The sequence below is a fragment of the Mucilaginibacter sp. KACC 22063 genome (genome assembly GCF_028736115.1).
GTDB lineage: Bacteria > Bacteroidota > Bacteroidia > Sphingobacteriales > Sphingobacteriaceae > Mucilaginibacter.
On the sequence record NZ_CP117877.1, the window covers coordinates 1227333 to 1246807 of the forward strand.

At 42.3% G+C, this 19475-nt stretch carries 19 protein-coding genes; 15 read left to right on the forward strand and 4 right to left on the reverse strand.

The genetic code is table 11. The annotated features are described in order from the left end of the window. The first annotated feature begins 133 nt into the window (after positions 1-133). On the forward strand, positions 134-2236 hold the full coding sequence (ispG, locus tag PQ461_RS05440) for a (E)-4-hydroxy-3-methylbut-2-enyl-diphosphate synthase (RefSeq protein WP_274302352.1): 2103 nt from the start codon (positions 134-136) through the stop codon (positions 2234-2236). A gap of 6 nt (positions 2237-2242) precedes the next feature. Here the strand turns inward: ispG and PQ461_RS05445 are convergent, their stop codons facing one another. From PQ461_RS05445 to PQ461_RS05460, 4 genes are all read right to left on the reverse strand, one after another. After that, complete coding sequence (locus tag PQ461_RS05445; RefSeq protein WP_274302353.1) at positions 2243-2857, reverse strand: energy transducer TonB; 615 nt, start codon at positions 2855-2857, stop codon at positions 2243-2245. 112 nt (positions 2858-2969) lie between these two features. After that, on the reverse strand, positions 2970-3974 hold the full coding sequence (locus PQ461_RS05450; RefSeq protein WP_274302354.1) for an MBL fold metallo-hydrolase: 1005 nt from the start codon (positions 3972-3974) through the stop codon (positions 2970-2972). A 5-nt stretch (positions 3975-3979) separates the two neighbouring features. Further along, on the reverse strand, positions 3980-4828 hold the full coding sequence (locus PQ461_RS05455; RefSeq protein ID WP_274302355.1) for an alpha/beta hydrolase family protein: 849 nt from the start codon (positions 4826-4828) through the stop codon (positions 3980-3982). 197 nt (positions 4829-5025) lie between these two features. After that, the gene (locus PQ461_RS05460; RefSeq protein ID WP_274302356.1) at positions 5026-5400 is read right to left on the reverse strand and encodes a DoxX family protein; all 375 of its coding nucleotides are present in this window, start codon (positions 5398-5400) and stop codon (positions 5026-5028) included. Between the two features lie 251 nt (positions 5401-5651). Between PQ461_RS05460 and hemA the strand changes: the two genes are divergently transcribed. The 14 genes from hemA to PQ461_RS05530 all read left to right on the forward strand — a co-directional run bounded on the left by hemA (position 5652) and on the right by PQ461_RS05530 (position 19388). Next, a complete protein-coding gene (gene hemA / locus PQ461_RS05465) occupies positions 5652-6878 on the forward strand; it encodes a glutamyl-tRNA reductase (RefSeq protein ID WP_274303984.1) in 1227 nt (408 codons plus the stop codon). Between the two features lie 90 nt (positions 6879-6968). Next, entirely contained in the window at positions 6969-7823 is an 855-nt protein-coding gene (locus PQ461_RS05470; RefSeq protein ID WP_274302357.1) for a hypothetical protein, read from the forward strand. 95 nt (positions 7824-7918) lie between these two features. Further along, positions 7919-9493 carry a hydroxymethylbilane synthase gene (gene hemC, locus PQ461_RS05475; RefSeq protein WP_274302358.1) on the forward strand — a complete coding sequence of 525 codons (1575 nt, stop codon included), beginning with the start codon at positions 7919-7921 and terminating at the stop codon, positions 9491-9493. Positions 9494-9592: 99 nt separating this feature from the next. Further along, on the forward strand, positions 9593-10564 hold the full coding sequence (gene hemB / locus PQ461_RS05480) for a porphobilinogen synthase (protein WP_274302359.1): 972 nt from the start codon (positions 9593-9595) through the stop codon (positions 10562-10564). Between the two features lie 86 nt (positions 10565-10650). Beyond that, positions 10651-12024, forward strand: a complete 1374-nt coding sequence (hemL, locus tag PQ461_RS05485; RefSeq protein ID WP_274302360.1) for a glutamate-1-semialdehyde 2,1-aminomutase — start codon at positions 10651-10653, stop codon at positions 12022-12024. Between the two features lie 2 nt (positions 12025-12026). Further along, positions 12027-12896 (forward strand): sensor histidine kinase, encoded by an 870-nt coding sequence (locus tag PQ461_RS05490; protein WP_274302361.1) that lies wholly within the window; start codon positions 12027-12029, stop codon positions 12894-12896. A 15-nt stretch (positions 12897-12911) separates the two neighbouring features. Further along, on the forward strand, positions 12912-13613 hold the full coding sequence (locus tag PQ461_RS05495) for a response regulator transcription factor (RefSeq protein ID WP_274302362.1): 702 nt from the start codon (positions 12912-12914) through the stop codon (positions 13611-13613). Next, positions 13613-14140 carry a hypothetical protein gene (locus PQ461_RS05500; RefSeq protein WP_274302363.1) on the forward strand — a complete coding sequence of 176 codons (528 nt, stop codon included), beginning with the start codon at positions 13613-13615 and terminating at the stop codon, positions 14138-14140. Before PQ461_RS05495 ends, PQ461_RS05500 begins: the two co-directional genes overlap by 1 nt. Positions 14141-14163: 23 nt before the next feature. Continuing rightward, positions 14164-15189, forward strand: coding sequence for a uroporphyrinogen decarboxylase (hemE, locus tag PQ461_RS05505; protein WP_274302364.1), 1026 nt, complete (start codon positions 14164-14166; stop codon positions 15187-15189). A gap of 189 nt (positions 15190-15378) precedes the next feature. Further along, a complete protein-coding gene (gene hemJ, locus PQ461_RS05510; RefSeq protein ID WP_274302365.1) occupies positions 15379-15909 on the forward strand; it encodes a protoporphyrinogen oxidase HemJ in 531 nt (176 codons plus the stop codon). Between the two features lie 190 nt (positions 15910-16099). After that, positions 16100-16672 (forward strand): RNA polymerase sigma factor, encoded by a 573-nt coding sequence (locus tag PQ461_RS05515; RefSeq protein WP_337993496.1) that lies wholly within the window; start codon positions 16100-16102, stop codon positions 16670-16672. Beyond that, entirely contained in the window at positions 16662-17483 is an 822-nt protein-coding gene (locus PQ461_RS05520) for a hypothetical protein (protein ID WP_274302366.1), read from the forward strand. Before PQ461_RS05515 ends, PQ461_RS05520 begins: the two co-directional genes overlap by 11 nt. A 16-nt stretch (positions 17484-17499) precedes the next feature. Beyond that, complete coding sequence (locus PQ461_RS05525) at positions 17500-18324, forward strand: outer membrane beta-barrel protein (RefSeq protein WP_274302367.1); 825 nt, start codon at positions 17500-17502, stop codon at positions 18322-18324. Between the two features lie 65 nt (positions 18325-18389). Further along, positions 18390-19388: an ABC transporter ATP-binding protein gene (locus PQ461_RS05530; RefSeq protein ID WP_274302368.1), complete on the forward strand. Its 999-nt coding sequence runs from the start codon at positions 18390-18392 to the stop codon at positions 19386-19388. The last annotated feature ends 87 nt before the right edge of the window (positions 19389-19475 follow it).

Below are 19475 nucleotides of genomic sequence, written 5' to 3' on the forward strand. Positions count from 1 at the left end.
TAAATATATGTTTAAACACTAACTTAACAATAAAAGCTAATAAATCAAGCGATTATGTAAATATTTTCAGAAGTATAGCTGCACTGCCTTTACCGCCGATATTCTTTATCTTTGCTGCAAAGATTTTGTGTTTATGAACGCTGATGCTGCTAAAATACTTCCGGGACGTTATTGCAACTCATTAACCGACTACTCGCGCTTTGTTACGCGCGAAGTTCAGATTGGAGATGTGCCTTTGGGCGGTAATAACCCCATACGTATACAAAGCATGACTACTACCGACACCATGGATACCATTGGTACGGTTGAGCAGAGCATCCGCATGATTGAGGCTGGCTGCGAGTACATACGTATTACAGCGCCAAGCATTAAAGAAGCACAAAACCTGGCTAACATTAAAGCAGAGCTGCGTAAACGCGGTTACCCTACGCCGCTTGTAGCTGATATCCACTTTACACCCAATGCTGCCGAAGTTGCTGCACGTATTGTAGAAAAAGTGCGTGTTAACCCAGGTAATTACGCTGATAAAAAGAAGTTCGACCTGCTGGAGTACACCGACCTGGAGTATATGGCAGAGTTGGAGCGTATCAATCAGAAGTTTACACCTCTTGTAAAGATTTGTAAAGAATATGGTACTGCTATGCGTATTGGTACTAATCATGGGTCGCTGAGCGACAGGATCATGAGCCGTTACGGCGATACGCCGCAGGGCATGGTGGAGTCGGCGATGGAATTTATCCGTATGTGCGAAGCCCTGAATTACCACAACCTGGTTATCTCTATGAAATCGAGCAACCCGCAGGTAATGGTACAAGCTTACCGCTTGCTGGTTGAAACAATGGTTGCCGAAGGTATGAACTATCCTTTACACTTAGGGGTTACCGAAGCTGGTGATGGCGAAGACGGCCGCATTAAATCTGCCGTGGGTATTGGTACCTTGCTTGAGGACGGGCTTGGCGATACTGTACGTGTATCACTAACCGAAGAGCCGGAAGCTGAAGCACCGGTAGCAATCGCACTGGTAAACCGCTATTCTTTGCGAGCCATTCAGAATCAGGAATCAGGAATCAGGAATCAGGATATTAATCTGGCCACAGACAACACATCTCAGCCCACAGATTATAATCCTTACGAATACAAAAAGCGCGAAACATACGAGGCCAATGCATTTATAGGCGGGCACATGGTGCCGCGTGTAGTGGTTGATCTTTCAAAAGAAAATCTGAAAGATCCGGCTATATTAGCAGCGGCTGGTTATCTGTACTCGCCGGTACTGGATAAATATAACATGGCCGATCAGTCGGTTGATTTTGTTTACCTGGCCGATCAGTTGCCATCATTTACTTTTCCGGGTAACTTAAAACAACTGTATAATTACAGCACCTGGAAAACGCTTAAAAATAAAACACTTTGCCATCCGGTATTTACACTTGAAGAGTATGTAAATGCGGATGACCGTACATCGGCGCTAAACCTTGTACGAATTACTCATGCAGATTTAGATGGCGAGCTATTCGGGCAATTGCCATTAGATAAATCATTAGTGTTTGTTTTAGAAACTAACGAGGCACATGGCATGGCCGATCAGCGCAGCTTTTTCTTTAAGATGCAGGAGTTTGGCTTAGATGTGCCGGTGATTATTAAGAGAAACTACACTTTTGAGAATCAAGAATCAAGAATCAAGAATCAGGACTTGAACATTGGACCTCATTCCTCTCACTTCGGTACTCAGTCAACAGGCAATCCGCAACAGTCAACCGACCTCACCCAACTGACCACCGAACTTCAGCTTTTTGCTGCTACAGATATGGGGGCTTTATTGGTTGATGGTTTCGGCGATGGTATTTGGATAGATGCACCACAGCTGCCTGCTAATATTATTACTTCTACAGCATTCGGCATATTGCAGGCCACACGTTCAAGAATTTCTAAAACTGAGTATATCTCTTGCCCAAGCTGTGGTCGTACCTTGTTCGACTTGCAGGAAACCACACAAATGATCCGCAGCCGTACCAGCCACCTTAAGGGTTTGAAGATCGGTATTATGGGCTGTATCGTTAACGGCCCCGGCGAAATGGCGGATGCTGATTACGGATACGTAGGTGCCGGCCCTGGTAAGATTACGCTTTATCGCGGCAAGGAAGTAGTAAAGAAAAACGTGAACACGGCTATAGCAGTAGACGAGCTCATCAGCATCATCCGCGAAGATGGTAACTGGGTTGAGCCCGCTATCTAAAGTTTGTTATAAGTTAAAGCTAACTGGTACGGTATATTGCTGCTTAATAGGTTGGCCATTTTGGATGGCAGGTTTCCACTTAGGTGATGTCTTAAATACTCTAACAGCTTCTTTACTCGCTTCCGTATCACCAATGCCGCGCAAAACCTGAATGTTTGTTAGCGCTCCGTTTGGTTCAACCGTAAATTGAACAACCACTCTGCCTTTTGCCTTTCCCCTATAGTTCAAATGTTTGTATATGTAAGAGTTTAAACTATCAGGCCCTCCAGGAAACTCTGCAGAAATTGCATCGATACCGCCAAAAACAGTTTCTTTATTTGATATTGAATCTTTACGAGAAGAAGAAGACAAAGAATCCAGGTGCGTAATCTTTTTATGCTCTTGTGCAACAGATTTAACTGTAAATATTTCAAATCCTAAAAACAACATCGCCCCCGAAATCCATTTTCTCCACACAGGTAATTTTAGCGGTGCTGATGCTATCTGATCGCTACGATATTTACCACATATATAAGGGGTTTCCATCAGGATCTTTCTAAATTCGTCTGCCTTAGTGCCGGTAAAATCATAAACGGTTTTACTGCAATACTTACAAAAATAACCACCATCAACAACCGTCATTTTGTCCCTGTTTTGCTGGCAAGCAAACTTCAGATATACATTGTTAATCTCCCGTGACATGGCTGTTTGTTATTTAAAGCAATTTACAAGATAACGCTTAAGCTATCAAGATTTACCTAAACTTACGCCACCAACCTGTAACTAAAGGCTTGTCGGTTACATCAGTTGGCTGCCCGGGTTCAGGCGAAAACAGTACGATATTTTTTTCTTTCGCGATTTTTTCCAGTCTTTCAATAGGTGCATACCAGGCATGCGGCGCCAGGCTAAAGGTTCCCCAATGTATCGGCATCATCACTTTTCCGCGTAAGGCTTCATGTGCATTGGCGGCATTATCAGGACCCATGTGTATATCCGGCCAGTGTTTACCATAAGCGCCAACTTCAAGCATCGTCAAATCAAATGGCCCATAAGTATCGCCAATAACCTTAAAGCCGTCAAACCAACCCGAATCAGCACCAAAATAGATATTATGCTTAGGCCCTTTAATTACAAATGAAGCCCATAGGGTTTCATTACGGTTTGATAAGCTTCTGCCCGCGAAGTGGCGGCTGGGTGTAGATGTGATGCTGACATCGCCAACATAGGCAACGCTGCCCCAGTCCATTTCTGTAATTCGCTCCGCAGATACGCCCCATTCTTGTAGGTATTGCCCTACACCAATGGAACAGATAAAAGGCACAGTTAGCTTGGCTAAGTACTTTATGGTACCTGTATCTAAATGGTCATAATGATCGTGCGATATCAATACAGCATCAAGGGCAGGCAGGTCTTTAAGCAGAAGCGGCGCATCAAAAAAACGCTTTGGCCCGATACGCTGTGAAAAAGAAACACGCTGGCTCCATACAGGGTCAGTCAAAATGCGTTTGCCGTCAATTTCAATCAATAAACTGGAATGCCCTATCCAGGTTACGCGTAAGCCGCTTTCAGAAGGAGTATCGTATATTGATGCATCCGTTTTGAAGGGACCAAGGGCTTTCTTGGGGATGTTTTCTTCTTTGTTAGTGATATATTCCCATAGAATGGGGAACATAACGCCAAGACCACCCGCATCTGTAGGTACAAGGTTTACAAATTTTTTGCCCTCTTTGCGCGAGCCTTTAAGTATGTCGGTATTCATGTAGATTAAAAATTGTTAAGAGAGAGCTTGCTCAAAAATGTTACGGCTGTTTCGCATAAATGATGCAGCGGTGACGGAAGTTCGTTGGACAAGTAAGGATGTGTGCCGCCAAAAACATGGTCAACATCCGGCATAATCAGTAATTCGGCATCAGGTTGCGCATTTTTTAAATCGTGCGCATGGTTTACAGCTACGGTAGGGTCGGCAGTGCCATGTGCAATCAGCCAGGGTTGTTTTACCTCTGCTGCACGGGTAACAATATTCAATCGGGCAGCATTTGCATCAAGATCATCTAACAGCGTAGCCTTTACAGGCATTTGCTGGCCGGTACGTTTGTTTTCTGCATAAAACAGGCCCATCAACCGCCACTGTGGTTCAAAATCCTTTGGCCAAAGGTTACGGAAACTGCCCACGGAAGCCATAGTGATTAATGCTTTAACACGGTCATCCTCGGCTGCGGTTACAATGCTGATGCCGCCACCCATGCTATGGCCTAATAAAATTACTTCTTTAGCTATAGGTATAGCTGCTCCGCTTGCTGCAAAGTCAATCACATATTGCAGGTCGGCCAGCTCAATAGTAAATGTATTCTCGCTGAAAGCGATCAGGTCAACAAAATCATCCGGGTGTTCGGGCGTGGTACCGTTATGCGAAAAATTAAATTTAAGGAAGCGGTAGCCGCATTCTGCAAAAGAATGTGCTAATAAATAATGCGTGCCCCAGTCTTTAAATCCCTTAAAACCATGCACAAATATAATGAGCGGTGCATGTGGCATGGCGTTATCAAAGGTAATATCTGCAAGCATTGGCCTGCCCTTAGAGCCGGGTATAGTATATGTGTGGTTAACGATCATAGGATGACAATAACAGTTGGTGCCTTATTGATGTGGCACAAACATAAAATTAAATAGAAGATTTTATCACTAACTCACTAACTCACTAACTCACTAACTCACTAACTCACTCACTCACTAACTCACTAACTCACTAACTCACTCACTCACTAACTCACTAACTCACTAACTCACTAACTCACTAACTCACTCGATACTCACTCTTTACTCGCCCACCATGCCCACAACATCAATAAAGGCTGAAACAATATCCTCACCCACGCCACTAATGGCGTTACAGTTAAGTTGCCAAATTTCATGGGCGCATGTATAATCATGTCGATATGTACCGGCGAGAAAAATATGAGCATGGCAATAATTAACCATCCGGCCAGTTTACGAGTGCTTTTAAAGATCAGCATTAATGCGAAAACAATTTCGCAGATGCCCGCAATAGTGTTGATCAAAGCAGGGTAGGGCAGCCAACCGGGAATAACGCGGATGTAGCCATCAGGGTGTATAAAATGATTTATACCCGCAGCCAGGTAAAAAACAATGAGAAATATTAAAGCAGCTTTTCTTATTTTGTGCATGCCGATTATAAATTAAAGTAGCCTGTTATTAAAATGATTTCCATCATATAAAAAAATGACAAATTCTCACTTACGAATACTTTAACGTTTTGCATATTTGCAGGCGTTAAACTATACGCTGTTTTAACGGCTGATATTTTAAAGAAGTTTTGATAGATAACGCGTTCGATAAATATATCACCGTTTGACAAAGTATTGACATTCGTTGAAATTAATGAACGTAATTTTGTTTGGTTAAATTTACAGCACAATTGAAGTATCTCAAGGTCATAGCATTTACGCATAAGCAGATCGAGTTGAAAGAACTGGGCAAGTTGGTGATCTGCCAGGAAAATTTGACCGATAAGCTGAAAAAGGTTAAAGAGCAGTTTGATATTCCGGAAATATTCTATCTGGGCACTTGTAACCGTGTGGCTTTTGTGATGGCAACCACACAAGTGATAGACCGTGATTTTGCCCGTAAATTTTTCCACGCTTTAGATATGGGCCTGTGCCCCGGATATACAGAGGTGTTTCTGGATGCCGCTTCAATTTACGAAGACCACGATGCGCTGAATCACCTTTTACGTACTTCATGCTCTTTAGAAAGCCTTGTAGTTGGCGAAAAAGAAATTTTAGCGCAGTTACGTAAAGCTTATGAAAATTGCCGTGCTGCCGGCCTTACCGGCGACCAATTGCGTATGGTAATGAACTGTGTAGTTAAGGCAGCCAAGGAGGTTTACACCCATACTAATATTTCTAAAAACCCTATTTCGGTTGTATCGCTGGCATACCGCAAGCTTAAAGAACTGAAACAGTATACCAATCCGCGTGTATTGATTATAGGTGCGGGAGAAACCAACCGCAACATTTCTAAATATCTGCAAAAACACAAGTATTCTAATTTTGCAGTATTTAACCGTACGTTATCAAAAGCACAGGAACTGGCTGCCGACCTTAAAGGCGAAGCCTATCCGCTCGAAGCTTTGCCAGCATATAATAAAGGTTTTGATATCATCATCACCTGTACGTCTTCAACTCAGCCTATTATTACTTCAGAGCTTTACCGTTCATTGCTGAACGGCGAAACCGATAAGAAAACAATTGTTGACTTAGCGGTTCCAAATGATACCGATCCCGAAGTACTGATGAATTTCCCTGTTAATTTTATTGAGGTACACTCGCTTAATGAAATTGCAAAAAAGAATATGCAGGAGCGTTACCAGGAACTGGTTTATGCAGAAAAGATCATCGAACAAAACATATCTGAATTTATACCTCAGTTAAAACAACGCCGCATTGAGGTGGCTATGCGCGAGGTGCCTGAAAAAATTAAAGAGATCCGTAATACGGCCTTAAACTCTGTTTTTGCAGAAGAAGTTAATTCTTTAGACCAGCAATCGCGCGATATCCTTGAAAAAGTACTTTGCTATATGGAAAAGAAATACATCAGCGTTCCTATGGTAATGGCAAAGGAGATCTTGATCAAGAACAACTAAAAGCTTTTACTTTTATTTTTATTAAAATCCCGGCAAACGTTTGTCTGGGTTTTGTGTTTCTTCGTTATTTTAAGTTTAAACCTTTTTATAATGTTCGAAACTATTACCGTTGATGATGCGCTTAAGCGCGGCAAAAAAAACGTAAAGCATCTTTCCCTTTTTATTCTTTTCGCTCTTATCATGTTGTCCGCATTTATAGTTGAGCATTTTTCTTCGCCGGGTATTGCTGCCCTTATATGCTTTCCGGCAGCCTTTATTATTGCATGGTTATATTGGGGTACATCAGTAGTACGTTGGAAACTCTGGGCTTTTGAAAATGTACGTAATGTGCATGAACTGAAACAACGTGCCATTTTAGAACAAGTTATCCCTAAGGATAAAGGCTTTTTAAATAAAACAGAAATATGGACAAGTGTACAACGCGATAAGTGGCAAAGCCTGCAGCACAAGTTTGATGTCCCCGATCTGTTTGAAGACGATTACACCGTTGCGGAAGAAACCGGGATCTATTATTCTAAGTGGCAAAAGCTCTTCCTGTCAGTAGTGATGTCTGTCATCGCTTTTACAGGTTTGTATTTGTTAACTACAAATGCCGACAGGCTTATTCCAATCATTTTAATTGTGGTGGGTGCTTTATTGACTGCAGGATCTTTGATGCAGTTTTTTGATCGCCGTGCACAGATCATGATCAGTAATCAGGGCATAACTACTATTAAAAAAGGATTTTTTAGTTGGGAGGATATCAGTGAAGAGAAATTGATTTTGGAGCGAAGAGGTAAACAGTTGATTTATTATTTGACTTTTAATCATCCGGGTGGTTCTTTTAAAACAAGCGTAACCGGCTTGGATGCCAATCATACAAAAATTGATAAATTACTACGTCTTTACCGCAGCCGGCACGAAGCTAAGGCTAATAAAACGGTAAGTAATTACAATAATGTGTAATAATTAGACACTTAGGTCAGCTAATCTTCACAATCAAATAAAAATTATGGCAGCTACCTTTTTAAAATTAAATTTGTGCTGCTAAATTTTACTCTTTGGACAGGAAATTAATTATAGGTACTCGTGGTAGTGAATTGGCCTTGTGGCAGGCCAACTTCGTAAAAAATGAATTGGCTACCATTGGCGTTTCGGCCGAACTTAAGATTATTAAGACACAGGGCGACCGTATCCTTAACCTTAGCTTTGATAAGCTGGAAGGTAAGGGTTTTTTCACCAAAGAACTGGAAGAAGAACTTTTGGCGGGCACAATAGACCTTGCTGTACATTCGCACAAAGATCTGCCCACAGAAAACCCGCCGGGTTTGATCATTGCAGCAGTATCAGAAAGGGAAGACCCGTCTGAACTTTTACTGATATTGAAAGATTGTGTTGATGTTCATCAAAAACTTTCAGTAAAATTTGGTGGTACGGTGGGTACTTCATCAAATCGCCGCAAGGCACAGCTGCTGGCTTACCGCCCCGATCTGGAAATTGAAGACCTGCGCGGTAACGTGAATACGCGTATCCAAAAGCTTCGCGACGAGAAATACGATGCCATTATGCTGGCCAAAGCCGGGGTATCGCGCCTGGGTTTGGATTTAAGCGAATTTCACATAGAAGAACTTACGCCTACTGAATTGGTACCGGCGCCTGCCCAAGGTGTTTTAGCGATACAGATACGCGAGAACGACCACGAGCTTTACGAGCGTTTGCAAGCTTTGCACAACCAGGATGTTGCCGAGCAACTGAATGTAGAGCGTACCGTGCTTAAACTTTTTGGCGGTGGCTGCCACCTGCCTTTAGGCTGTTACTGCCGTAAACACGAAGGTAAATTCCAGGTGTTTACTTCAAAGGCTGACGATGGCGAGGATTTTCCGGATAGGGTATACATGCAGGCAGATTCATCTGTAGGTTTACCTGAAAAGATCATTGCTAAATTCAGTAAAGACCGCAAGTTTCCGGCTAAGGTGTTCATCTCCCGCGAACTTAGCGCAAATAGTTATTTCAGGCGCGCTTTAGAGCGTCACGGCATTGAGGTAGAAGCACGTTCGCTAATCCGTACTGTACCGGTTATGACCCGTTTTGATTCTTATATCCTGCGTAGCATCGACTGGGTGTTTTTCACCAGCAAAAATGCAGTAGAATATTTCTATAAGCTCGACCCTAAATTTCCGCATCCGGTTAAATATGGTGTAATGGGCGCAGGATCAGAAGAAATGCTGCGGAAGCATGGGCATTTTGCGGATTTTGTTGGCCAGAGCAATGATACGGCCGATGTTGCAGCAGAGTTTGCTAAACTTGCAAACGGCAGCGTGGTTCTTTTCCCTGGAGCAGAAAACCCGATGCGGAGCATACACAAAGGCTTATCAGAAAATACAAAGATCATTGACCTGCCGGTTTATGAAACCGTGCTCGATGACTCTGCCGAGGCATCATCTGCAGATGTACTGGTATTCACCAGTCCTTCAAACGTTGAAAATTACTTCGAGCGCCATTTATTAGATAATGGCCAGCAGGTAGTAGCCATTGGTAAAGCTACCGGGCGTAAGCTCGCAGAATTGAATATCACTTATACATTGCCATTTGCTCCCGACGAAGTTGGACTGGCAGAGGCGGTGTTTGGGCTATAAAAGCCCCACCCTAACCCTCCCCTGTAGGGAGGGAATTAATATGGGTTAAATAAATTACAAATCAAGTCCTCCCTGCCGGGGAGGATTTAGGAGGGGCTAATGTTACAAAGACCAAGAAGAAATAGAAAAAGTGAAGTTATCCGCAATATGGTGCAGGAAACACATATCAGTGCCTCAAACCTGATATTTCCACTGTTTATTGTAGAGGGTGATAACCAGAAGAGTGAGGTGTCTTCTATGCCGGGTATTTTCCGGTACTCAATTGATAATTTGCTGCGTGAGGTTGAAAGCTGCATGAACTTAGGTTTAAAGGCTTTTGACTTGTTTCCAAACATTGACGAGCAGCTGAAAGATAAATATGCTACAGAAAGTCACCGCGAAGGCAGCCTTTATCTGCGTGCTATTAGCGAGGTTAAAAAGCATTTTCCGGAAGCCTGTGTAGTAACCGACGTTGCTATGGATCCATATAGCAGCGACGGGCATGATGGTATTGTTGAGAATGGCTTAATTCTTAACGACGAGACATTGGAAGTATTAGGAAAAATGGCTTTAGCACATGCGCAGGCAGGTGCAGATATTATCGCACCGTCAGATATGATGGACGGCCGTGTAGGCTACATCCGTAATGTACTTGATGAAAATGGCTACGCCAATGTTTCCATCATGTCATACACTGCTAAATATGCCAGCGCGTTTTATGGCCCTTTCCGTGATGCTTTAAACTCTGCGCCTAAGTTTGGTGACAAAAAAACTTATCAAATGAACCCTGCCAATTTGCAGGAAGCTTTGATTGAAGCACGTATGGACGAGGACGAAGGTGCCGACTTCTTAATGGTAAAACCAGGCCTGCCTTACCTGGACGTGATTAAATTATTAAAGGACAATACCGAACTGCCAATTGCAGCGTATAATGTAAGCGGCGAATACGCCATGATCAAAGCAGCCGTTAAAAACGGTTGGTTAAACGAGCAGCGTGCTACTACCGAAGTGCTGATGAGCCTTCGCCGCGCAGGTGCTTCTGCAATTTTAACTTATCACGCAAAAGAAGTATTGTTAAATAAATGGCTATAATAAGCTTAAGGCAAAAAGCTGAAAGCGACTAAATAAGAAATGAAAATGGCTTTAAGCCTTGTGCTTTAAGCTTTTAGCTAAACAAGATGTTAGATTCAATAAAGAAAATGTTTTCCGGTGGTGAGGGTGACGAACCTGCGAATACTGTGGGTAAGCCGGACATAAGCCGCGAAAAATCTGCTGAGCTGTATGAAAAAGCTAAAACTTACTTTCCAGGTGGGGTAAACTCGCCGGTAAGGGCTTTTAAATCAGTTTATGGTACGCCGTTGTTCATTGAAAAAGGCGACGGCAGTTACCTGTGGGATGCAGACGGTAACCAGTTTATTGATTTTTGCTGTTCATGGGGGCCGCTTATTTTGGGCCACAACAACGCTAAGGTACGCGAAAAGGTAGTTGAAGTGATACAGCATGGCATGTCATTCGGTGCGCCAACTGCGTTGGAGAACGAGCTTGCCGAACTGATTCTGAAAAACAACAAGTTTATTGAAAAGATCCGTTTCGTGAGTTCAGGTACAGAAGCAGTAATGTCGGCCATAAGGCTGGCACGTGGAGTTACCAAACGCGATAAAGTTTTAAAGTTTGAAGGCTGCTACCATGGCCATTCAGATTCGCTGCTGGTTAAAGCAGGCTCTGGCCTTGTTACCTTTGGCGAAACATCCTCGGCAGGTATCCCTAAAGCATTTGCTGATGAAACAATAGTAGTATCATTAAACGACCGCGATGCACTGAAAGCCGCATTCGACGATTTTAAAGATCAGATTGCCGCTGTGATCATTGAGCCGGTACCGGCTAATAATGGTTTGTTGCTGCAAGAGAAAGAATATTTGCAGTTTCTGCGCGACATTTGTACAGAGAATGGCACCTTGCTGATTTTTGATGAGGTGATCTCTGGTTTCCGTTTAGGATTTGAGGGCGCAGCTGGTTATTACCAGATCAAACCTGATATTATTACCTATGGTAAAATTATCGGCGGAGGTTTGCCTGTAGGTGCTTATGGCGCTTCTGCTGCTATAATGGATCATATCTCTCCGGTTGGCAGCGTTTACCAGGCAGGTACTTTATCAGGAAACCCGGTAGCTATGGCGGCTGGTATCGCCCAGTTATCTGAGCTATTGCGCATGGGCTTTTACCGCGACCTGAATAATAAGACGGAAGAATTTGCAGAATCTATCCAGCGTTTTGCAACTGCACGTAATTATAAGTTCAAAGTATTCCAGATCGGATCTATTTTCTGGTTTGCGTTTACAGATAAAGCCGCTATACGCCGTGCAGAAGAGATTGACCCGAACAGTATGGAGAAATTTAAGAAAATGCACCGCGAGTTGCTAAACCGTGGCATTTACTTAGGCCCAAGCGGGTACGAAGTTGGCTTTATATCTTCGGCACATACAAAAACTGATTTAGAGCGTACCAAACGCGCTATTTTTGATAGTCTTGATATCGTATTTAAAGATAAATAAGTATGAAAAGGCCTTTTGTAATTTTTTATGCAATCATCATTTATGCCGTTGCCGAACTGTTTTGGTGGGGCTACATGCTGGTTAGGCTGCAGCCTGGCCGCTTCGGGATGATATTGGGCGAAGGGGCAGTTTTTATTGCCGTTTTCCTGGTTGGTGCATACAATTTACATAAGTCGATAAATAAAGAGCGCCGTTTGCAAGAGCAGAAGAAAAATTTTCTGCTTTCGGTAACGCATGAGCTTAAATCCCCTTTGGCTTCCATTAAGCTTTACATGGAGACCATACAAAAGCGTAAGCTTAACCATGAGCAGATCATGGATTTTACAGGCAAGTGCCTTGTAGATGTTGACAGGCTGAACGATATGGTGGAAAATATGCTGCTTGCCGCTAAGATTGAAAACAGCTCTTATACTTTTCCTAAAGAGAAATTTAATATATCAGTATTGGTTGATAGCGTGGTTAACCGCCTGCAAATAAACAAATGCGATTTTACGCAGCAGTTAATTAATGCAGAGATTGAACCTAAGCTTGAAATTACAGGCGATAAGTTTGCACTTTCATCTGTAGTAACCAACCTGATAGAGAACGCTATCAAATACTCGCAGCCATGCTCTGAGGTAAACGTAAGGCTATTCAAAAAGGATGGCCAGGTGTACCTTATGGTGGCAGATCATGGTATTGGTATAGCAGATGAAGAAAAAACACGTATTTTCGATAGGTTTTACCGTGTGGGCAGCGAGGATACCCGTAACACCAAGGGTACAGGTTTAGGGTTATACATTGTAAAACAAGTGCTGGATAAACATCAGGCGACAATAAACGTTAAGGATAATCAGCCTGCTGGCAGCGTATTCGAAGTTGTTTTTGGATAACCTAATAAAGATCATATGTCTAAGAAAAGAATTCTATTGGCCGAAGACGAAGAGCATTTGCTCGAGGCCATAAAACTTAACCTTGAGCTTGAAGGCTACAAGGTATCTACTGCTAATAACGGTAAAAAAGCCCTACAGATATTTAAAGAAGAGCGTTTTAACCTGATCATCCTTGATGTGATGATGCCCGAGGTTGACGGTTTTGTGGTTGCAGAAACCATCAGGCTCGAAAATTCAGAAGTGCCTATCATGTTCCTTACAGCTAAAAATACTAATGAGGATAAAATCATAGGCTTAAAGAAGGGTGCTGATGATTATCTCACTAAGCCTTTCAACCTGGAAGAGCTGATACTGCGTGTGAATAACCTGGTAAAACGCGGCTTAAAAGGTGAAGACTTAAAAGAGTTTAACAGCTATAAAATCGGCGATAAAACCATTCATTTCAACTCATTTGAAGTAATTAATGAAGATGGTTCTATCACAGCGCTTACTAAAAAGGAAACCATGCTGCTTAAATTGCTGATAGAACGCCGTAACGAGGCTGTATCACGTGAGCAGATATTGGAAACGGTTTGGAATTACGATGTGTACCCTTCAACCCGTACCATTGATAACTTCATCCTTACTTTCCGTAAATATTTTGAACCAGACCCTAAAAATCCGGTGTATTTCCATTCGATCAGAGGGGTAGGCTATAAATTTACAGACCATCATTAATGCTGACTAACAAGGCGCGGCTGATTATTGCGGGGATATTTTTTGCGATGTTCATATTCTTTATATATGAGCAGGTTTATCAGCTGGCAGGTGTTGCATTAATGTTTACGGTATTGCTGATTTGGGGATACTTTAAAGAAGGACCACTGGTAATAGCAGCAAAGCATTTTCATGATAAAAACTATGACAAAGCCGAGGCCGTTTTGCTTACCGTTAAAAACCCAGGTTTATTAAAACGTAAACGCCGTGGTTTTTATGAGTTTATGATGGGCGGCATCAACCTGCAAAAGCAGGACTTTGAAGCAGCCGAAAGGCATTATGAACTGGCTGCGCAATACCCGCTGCGTTCTGTGAACGACCATGTGGCGGCTTTAGCGCATGTGGCTAACATCAGCATTCGCAATCATAATTACGAAAAGGCAGAGGCCTACTTAGGTTTAGCCGAAAAGCATTACGACAAAACTACCGCCAAAATGAAAAGCGTTTTGGAACGTCTGCAATCCGAATTAAAATCACACCAAAAATAAAAGGCTTTTCAGCCTTGTTCTTTATGAAAGATTCATTATTTATCAGAGCCGCATTTTCACAGCAAATAGAGCGTCCGCCGGTATGGATGATGCGCCAGGCCGGCCGTTTTATGCCTGAGTATTGGGAGATCAAAAACAAATACTCGTTTCTGGAAATGTGTAAAACGCCCGAAATTGCTGCCGATGTAACCATGTTACCGGTTGACCTTTTGGGTATTGATGCGGCTATCCTGTTTTCAGATATCTTAGTGACCGGTGAAGCAATGGGCGGCGACCTTAGCTTTACACAAGGCGTTGGCCCGCGTTTTTCAAACCCGGTACGCACCAAAGAAGATATTGACCGTTTAGATACTGAAGTTATCCATAAACTTCAATATGTAGCCGATGCTATTAAAGTAATTCAGCAGCGCCTTAACGGCAGCATTCCACTTATTGGTTTTGCTGGTGCGCCTTTCACTGTAATGAGCTATCTGATAGAAGGCGGCTCGTCCCGTGATTTTAAGTTGACAAAGCTATTTATGCATAATCAGCCCGAACTGGCTCACCAGTTACTGGCTAAAATTGCTAAAGTAACCGCAGGATACCTCAATCTGCAGATTGAGGCGGGCGTTAATGCTATTCAGATTTTTGATAGCTGGGCACAGGCTTTGGCTTGGGACGATTATAAAGAGTTTTCGCACCATTACATTACCGAGATTATCAGTAACCTTAACCGTAAGGATATACCAGTTATCTCTTTTTGCAAAGGAAGCTCGGTGTTTGCGCCATTAATGGCAGAAGCAAAACCAGATGTAATTTCTATCGACTGGAATGTTGACCTGAAAGATATTAAACATCGTTTGCCGCAAGGGGTAGCCGTACAGGGTAACCTTGATCCGCATATCTTATATGCAGATAAAAGCGTAATTAAAGACCGTATTCACCGCCTGTTTGAACGTATGCGCGGCGAAGAGGGCTTTATCTTTAACCTTGGTCACGGTATTATGCCTGATATTCCGTTTGATAACGTGAAGTATGCAGTAGAGGTGATTAAGGAGTTTAGATATTAAAACAAAACCATGTCTTTGCGAGGCGGCACGGCGAAGCAATCTCCATCATATCACGAGATTTCCACGCTACGCTCGCAATGACATCATAAATAAACATCACGTCATTGCGATGAGTGAAACGAAGAAGCAATCCCCGACTTGCATGGTTAGTGATTGCTTCGTACCTCGCAATGACGAAAGTAACATGACATGTACTTATACATTAAAGCAATACACATTATTTTTGTAGTCAGCTGGATGGCGGGGCTATTTTATATTGTGCGCTTATTTGTATACCATACAGAAGCACAGGCGCGCCCTGAGGCCGAACGTAAAGTACTTTCAGACCAGTTCGAGATCATGGAGCGCAAGCTGATGAACATCATCACAACGCCTGCCATGATCTTAACTTTAATTGCAGGGATATGGATGGTTTGCATCAATCCGGCTCTATTAAGCCAAAGCTGGCTTATGGTAAAGCTTTGCTTTGTTGTTGGCCTTATTGCTTATCATTTCATCTGCATCAATAAAATGAAACAAATGCGTAACGGTGTCTATAACTGGTCGTCTACCCAATTACGCATCTGGAACGAAGTGGCCACTATTTTTCTTTTCGCTATTGCCTTCCTGGCAGTATTAAAAAATGCCCTCAGTTGGATATGGGGCGTTTTAGGGTTGATCTTGTTCTCCATGATCATCATGTCGGCAGTAAAAATCTATAAATACTACCGTAATAAGTAAATTCTTCTGATACTAAATAATCAGTCAGTATAATTTATTCCAAAATCAAGAATTATTTTAATTGCTTTTAATGCTTATTTAAGAGGTTTTCCCCTGCCAAAAGGTTTGGTAAAAATTATCTTTATATAAAAGTTAAAAAAAGTTAAATATCCTTGCAACCATTCTGCCTTGCTTATCATCTTACTTACAAATGATGTTTTTAAAACATAAATATTCAACCGAAGACCTTATACAAGATTGTAAGTCGGGCAGCCGTAAAGCGCAGGAGTTGCTCTACAAGCAATTCGCCGCTAAGATGATGGCAGTTTGCATGAGGTACGCTGTTGATAAGATGGAAGCCGAGGATATGCTGCAAAATGGGTTTATTAAGGTATTTCAGAAGATAGATGATTACAGGGGCGATGGATCATTTGAAGGTTGGGTGAGGCGGATTATGGTACACAGCTCCATAGAATATTATAGAAAGCATCATAAAATGATGCAGGTAGTTGAGCTGGATGATCATACGCCAGAGCAGTCGGTTAATCCGGCAGCAACTGCCAACTTAAGTGCAAAAGATTTGCTGGGTTTAATTCAGCAGCTTTCGCCGGGATACAAAATGGTATTTAATCTTTATGCTATTGAAGGCTATTCGCATAAAGAAATTGGAGACATAATGGGCATAAGCGAAGGCGCATCAAAATCGCAATTATCACGTGCCCGTGCTATATTAAAAGAACAGGTGCTAAAAATGGAAGGGAAAAAATATGAGTATGCAGGATAACGAGCTTGATCACCTTTTCCGCAATAAGCTGGATGGTTTGGAAATTGAGCCATCGGCAAAAGTATGGAAAGGTATAGTTACCGAACTCGACGGCAAAACTAAAAGGCGGACGCTGATCCCGGTATTTCGGATTGCTGCAACTATCACCGTTATTGTGGCAGCAGGCTTATACTTTATGTTTAAAGATGTAAAACCTGTTAATAACAACAACCTTACAAAGGTTAACACAAAAGATAAAACCGCTGTAATAGTTGACGATGATGGAAACAGGACATCCGTAATTACAAAGCAGGTGCAGCAAACACCTGCTGTTGCAAAAACACAGATAAACAAAACGCCTCAGCAAATAAGCAACGCTGGTATAAATAAGGCACAAACAAAACCTGTAGTGCACAGTTTTGAAGAGCAGCATTTAATTGCCCAAACAAAGGCTAAACAAACACCAGAAGATAACATAGTAAACAATGGTAAGGAACCATTGCAGCAGCCACAAACATTAGCCGCAGTTTCAGAAACAAAGCATGAGCAAGCTGTTGTGCCGGATGTTCCGCTGAGAGCTAAGGAAGAAATTATTGAACCGGTAGAAGGTTTTAAAACAGGTAACCCTGTAGTAGCTGCAACAGGTACTGATAATAACAAACCTGCAAAAAAGCGGCATGGCATACGCAGCTTCGGCGATTTGATTAATGTAGTGGTTGCTAAAGTAGATAAACGTCAGGATAAGCTTGTGGAGTTTAGTGATACCGATGGAGACGAGTCGACCATTACCGGGATTAACCTGGGAATTGTAAAAGTAAAAAAAGACAAATAATTCAATCTAAATATATATGAAACGCTTATTGATAACCGCGTTACTGTGTGCGGGTGCTACAGGTGTGTTTGCCCAAAGCATAAATACAGATACTACAGCCACCGATACTGTAAAAAAGCATAAAGGGTTTAGGGTTAGGTTTGGACATGGTGAAGGTACCGGAGAAATCAGTGTAAACAAAGGAAGAGATACTGTTTACCAGCATGAACATAAGGCACCTGGATTTTCTTTCGGCCTGACTTTCTCCAGGTTCGACATCGGTTTGGCCACGCTGATTGATAACGGTAGTTTTACTTTATCTGATAAAAATAGCTTTTTAAGCTATCGCCAGTGGAAAACCAGCAATGTAGGCTTTGATGTGGTGCAGTTTGGTTATCGTTTTAACAGTACTTTTAAAATTTATGTATCAGGTGGTTTCGACTGGACGCACATCCGCCTACGCGATAATATTACCATACAACGTAATACGCCGACGTTAAGTTATACGGTTGATAATATTGATTACAGTAAAAACCGTTTCTCTTCAAGCTACCTGCGCATCCCGTTATCATTCGATTTCCGCTCACGTGATGACGTCAGGGGTAACAAATTTCACTTCGTGGCCGGTCCCGATATTGGCATTCTGTTAAACGGCCGTGTTAAGCAGATCAGCGAGGAAAACGGTAAACAAAAATTTAATGATGATTACCACTATACCCGCCTGCGTTACGGCGCCTTTGCAAGGGTAGGGTATGGCTTCGCCGGTATCTTTGCTAAATATTACTTTAATGATATGTTTGAAAATAGTCCTGACCAGAAAGGACTGAAGAACTTCTCTTTCGGTTTAACCTTCGGGTTTTAATCATCAAACATCATGTACAAAGGCCGCTTATGCGGCCTTTGTAGTTTTATGTATCTTTACCGCCTATGTCAGGAGCGTTTTATTTACAAGCAATAAATGTTAGCAAAGTTTATAGTGGACATCATGACGTAGGTGTGCGTAACATTAACCTTGATATTAAAGCACACCAGATAACAGCGATCATTGGCGAAAGCGGCAGTGGTAAAAGCACCTTACTTAAACTGCTTTATGGCTTGCTTGTACCCGATGAAGGTAAGATCAGCTTTAAACAGGAGATTGTGTGGGGACCCGACGTAAAACTGATACCGGGACACGATCAGATGAAGATGGTTACCCAGCATACGGACGACCTTAATCTGTACGCATCTGTATGGAATAACATTGCTGTGCTGCTGCCTAATACTAATTTGAAAGCCAAGCAGGAGCGTACCACTGAGGTGCTTAAGCAAATGAATATGCTCCACTTTAGCGATAAGCGGATCTCTGAGCTGAGCGGCGGCGAGAAGCAGCGTGTAGCTATTGCCCGTGCATTAGTTTTAAAGCCAGAAGTTTTATTGCTTGATGAACCTTTTAACCAGGTAGATACATCATTTAGGGAAGGCTTACAACGCGACATCCGCGCCATTGTAAAAGATACCGGGCTAACTGTAGTTATTGTATCGCATGACCCAGCCGAAGTGCTATCAATGGCAGATGAACTGATCGTACTTAAAAATGGGGAAATTATTGAAACCGGGGATCCTAAAACCCTGTATCAATCACCACGGTACTTTTATACCGCACGTCTGCTTACCAATTGCAACGTGATTAACGGAGAACAGGCCAGGCATCTGAATATAGATACGGATCTGGAACGCGTAGTCATATATCCCGAAAATATTGAGATAGTCCATAGTTTTGTGCCTAAGAAGTGGACTGTAAAGCAGGTGTTGTTTAAAGGATTTTATGAGGAACTGCTGTTAGAGCATAACTATGTAACCGTTAAAATGCTGAACACCGAGCTTAATAAGTACCCGGAAGGTAAGCAGGTAAATATTAAAGTATTGAAGCACCTGGCGTTTTAGAGGATTTTATTCTTTGGATGTTGTCATCCTAAGTTTATCGAAGGATACAGCGTAAGACCTATAATAATCATGCTTCGACGGGCTCAG

Excerpts from the sequence above, each read along its gene's own strand:
- ispG (WP_274302352.1), top strand. The coding sequence starts at position 134 with ATGAACGCTGATGCTGCTAAAATACTTCCGGGACGTTATTGCAACTCA.
- PQ461_RS05445 (WP_274302353.1), bottom strand. The coding sequence starts at position 2,857 with ATGACGGTTGTTGATGGTGGTTATTTTTGTAAGTATTGCAGTAAAACC.
- PQ461_RS05450 (WP_274302354.1), bottom strand. The coding sequence starts at position 3,974 with ATGAATACCGACATACTTAAAGGCTCGCGCAAAGAGGGCAAAAAATTT.
- PQ461_RS05455 (WP_274302355.1), bottom strand. The coding sequence starts at position 4,828 with ATGATCGTTAACCACACATATACTATACCCGGCTCTAAGGGCAGGCCA.
- PQ461_RS05460 (WP_274302356.1), bottom strand. The coding sequence starts at position 5,400 with ATGCACAAAATAAGAAAAGCTGCTTTAATATTTCTCATTGTTTTTTAC.
- PQ461_RS05470 (WP_274302357.1), top strand. The coding sequence starts at position 6,969 with ATGTTCGAAACTATTACCGTTGATGATGCGCTTAAGCGCGGCAAAAAA.
- hemB (WP_274302359.1), top strand. The coding sequence starts at position 9,593 with ATGTTACAAAGACCAAGAAGAAATAGAAAAAGTGAAGTTATCCGCAAT.
- hemL (WP_274302360.1), top strand. The coding sequence starts at position 10,651 with ATGTTAGATTCAATAAAGAAAATGTTTTCCGGTGGTGAGGGTGACGAA.
- PQ461_RS05490 (WP_274302361.1), top strand. The coding sequence starts at position 12,027 with ATGAAAAGGCCTTTTGTAATTTTTTATGCAATCATCATTTATGCCGTT.
- PQ461_RS05495 (WP_274302362.1), top strand. The coding sequence starts at position 12,912 with ATGTCTAAGAAAAGAATTCTATTGGCCGAAGACGAAGAGCATTTGCTC.
- PQ461_RS05500 (WP_274302363.1), top strand. The coding sequence starts at position 13,613 with ATGCTGACTAACAAGGCGCGGCTGATTATTGCGGGGATATTTTTTGCG.
- hemE (WP_274302364.1), top strand. The coding sequence starts at position 14,164 with ATGAAAGATTCATTATTTATCAGAGCCGCATTTTCACAGCAAATAGAG.
- hemJ (WP_274302365.1), top strand. The coding sequence starts at position 15,379 with ATGTACTTATACATTAAAGCAATACACATTATTTTTGTAGTCAGCTGG.
- PQ461_RS05515 (WP_337993496.1), top strand. The coding sequence starts at position 16,100 with ATGATGTTTTTAAAACATAAATATTCAACCGAAGACCTTATACAAGAT.
- PQ461_RS05520 (WP_274302366.1), top strand. The coding sequence starts at position 16,662 with ATGCAGGATAACGAGCTTGATCACCTTTTCCGCAATAAGCTGGATGGT.
- PQ461_RS05525 (WP_274302367.1), top strand. The coding sequence starts at position 17,500 with ATGAAACGCTTATTGATAACCGCGTTACTGTGTGCGGGTGCTACAGGT.
- PQ461_RS05530 (WP_274302368.1), top strand. The coding sequence starts at position 18,390 with ATGTCAGGAGCGTTTTATTTACAAGCAATAAATGTTAGCAAAGTTTAT.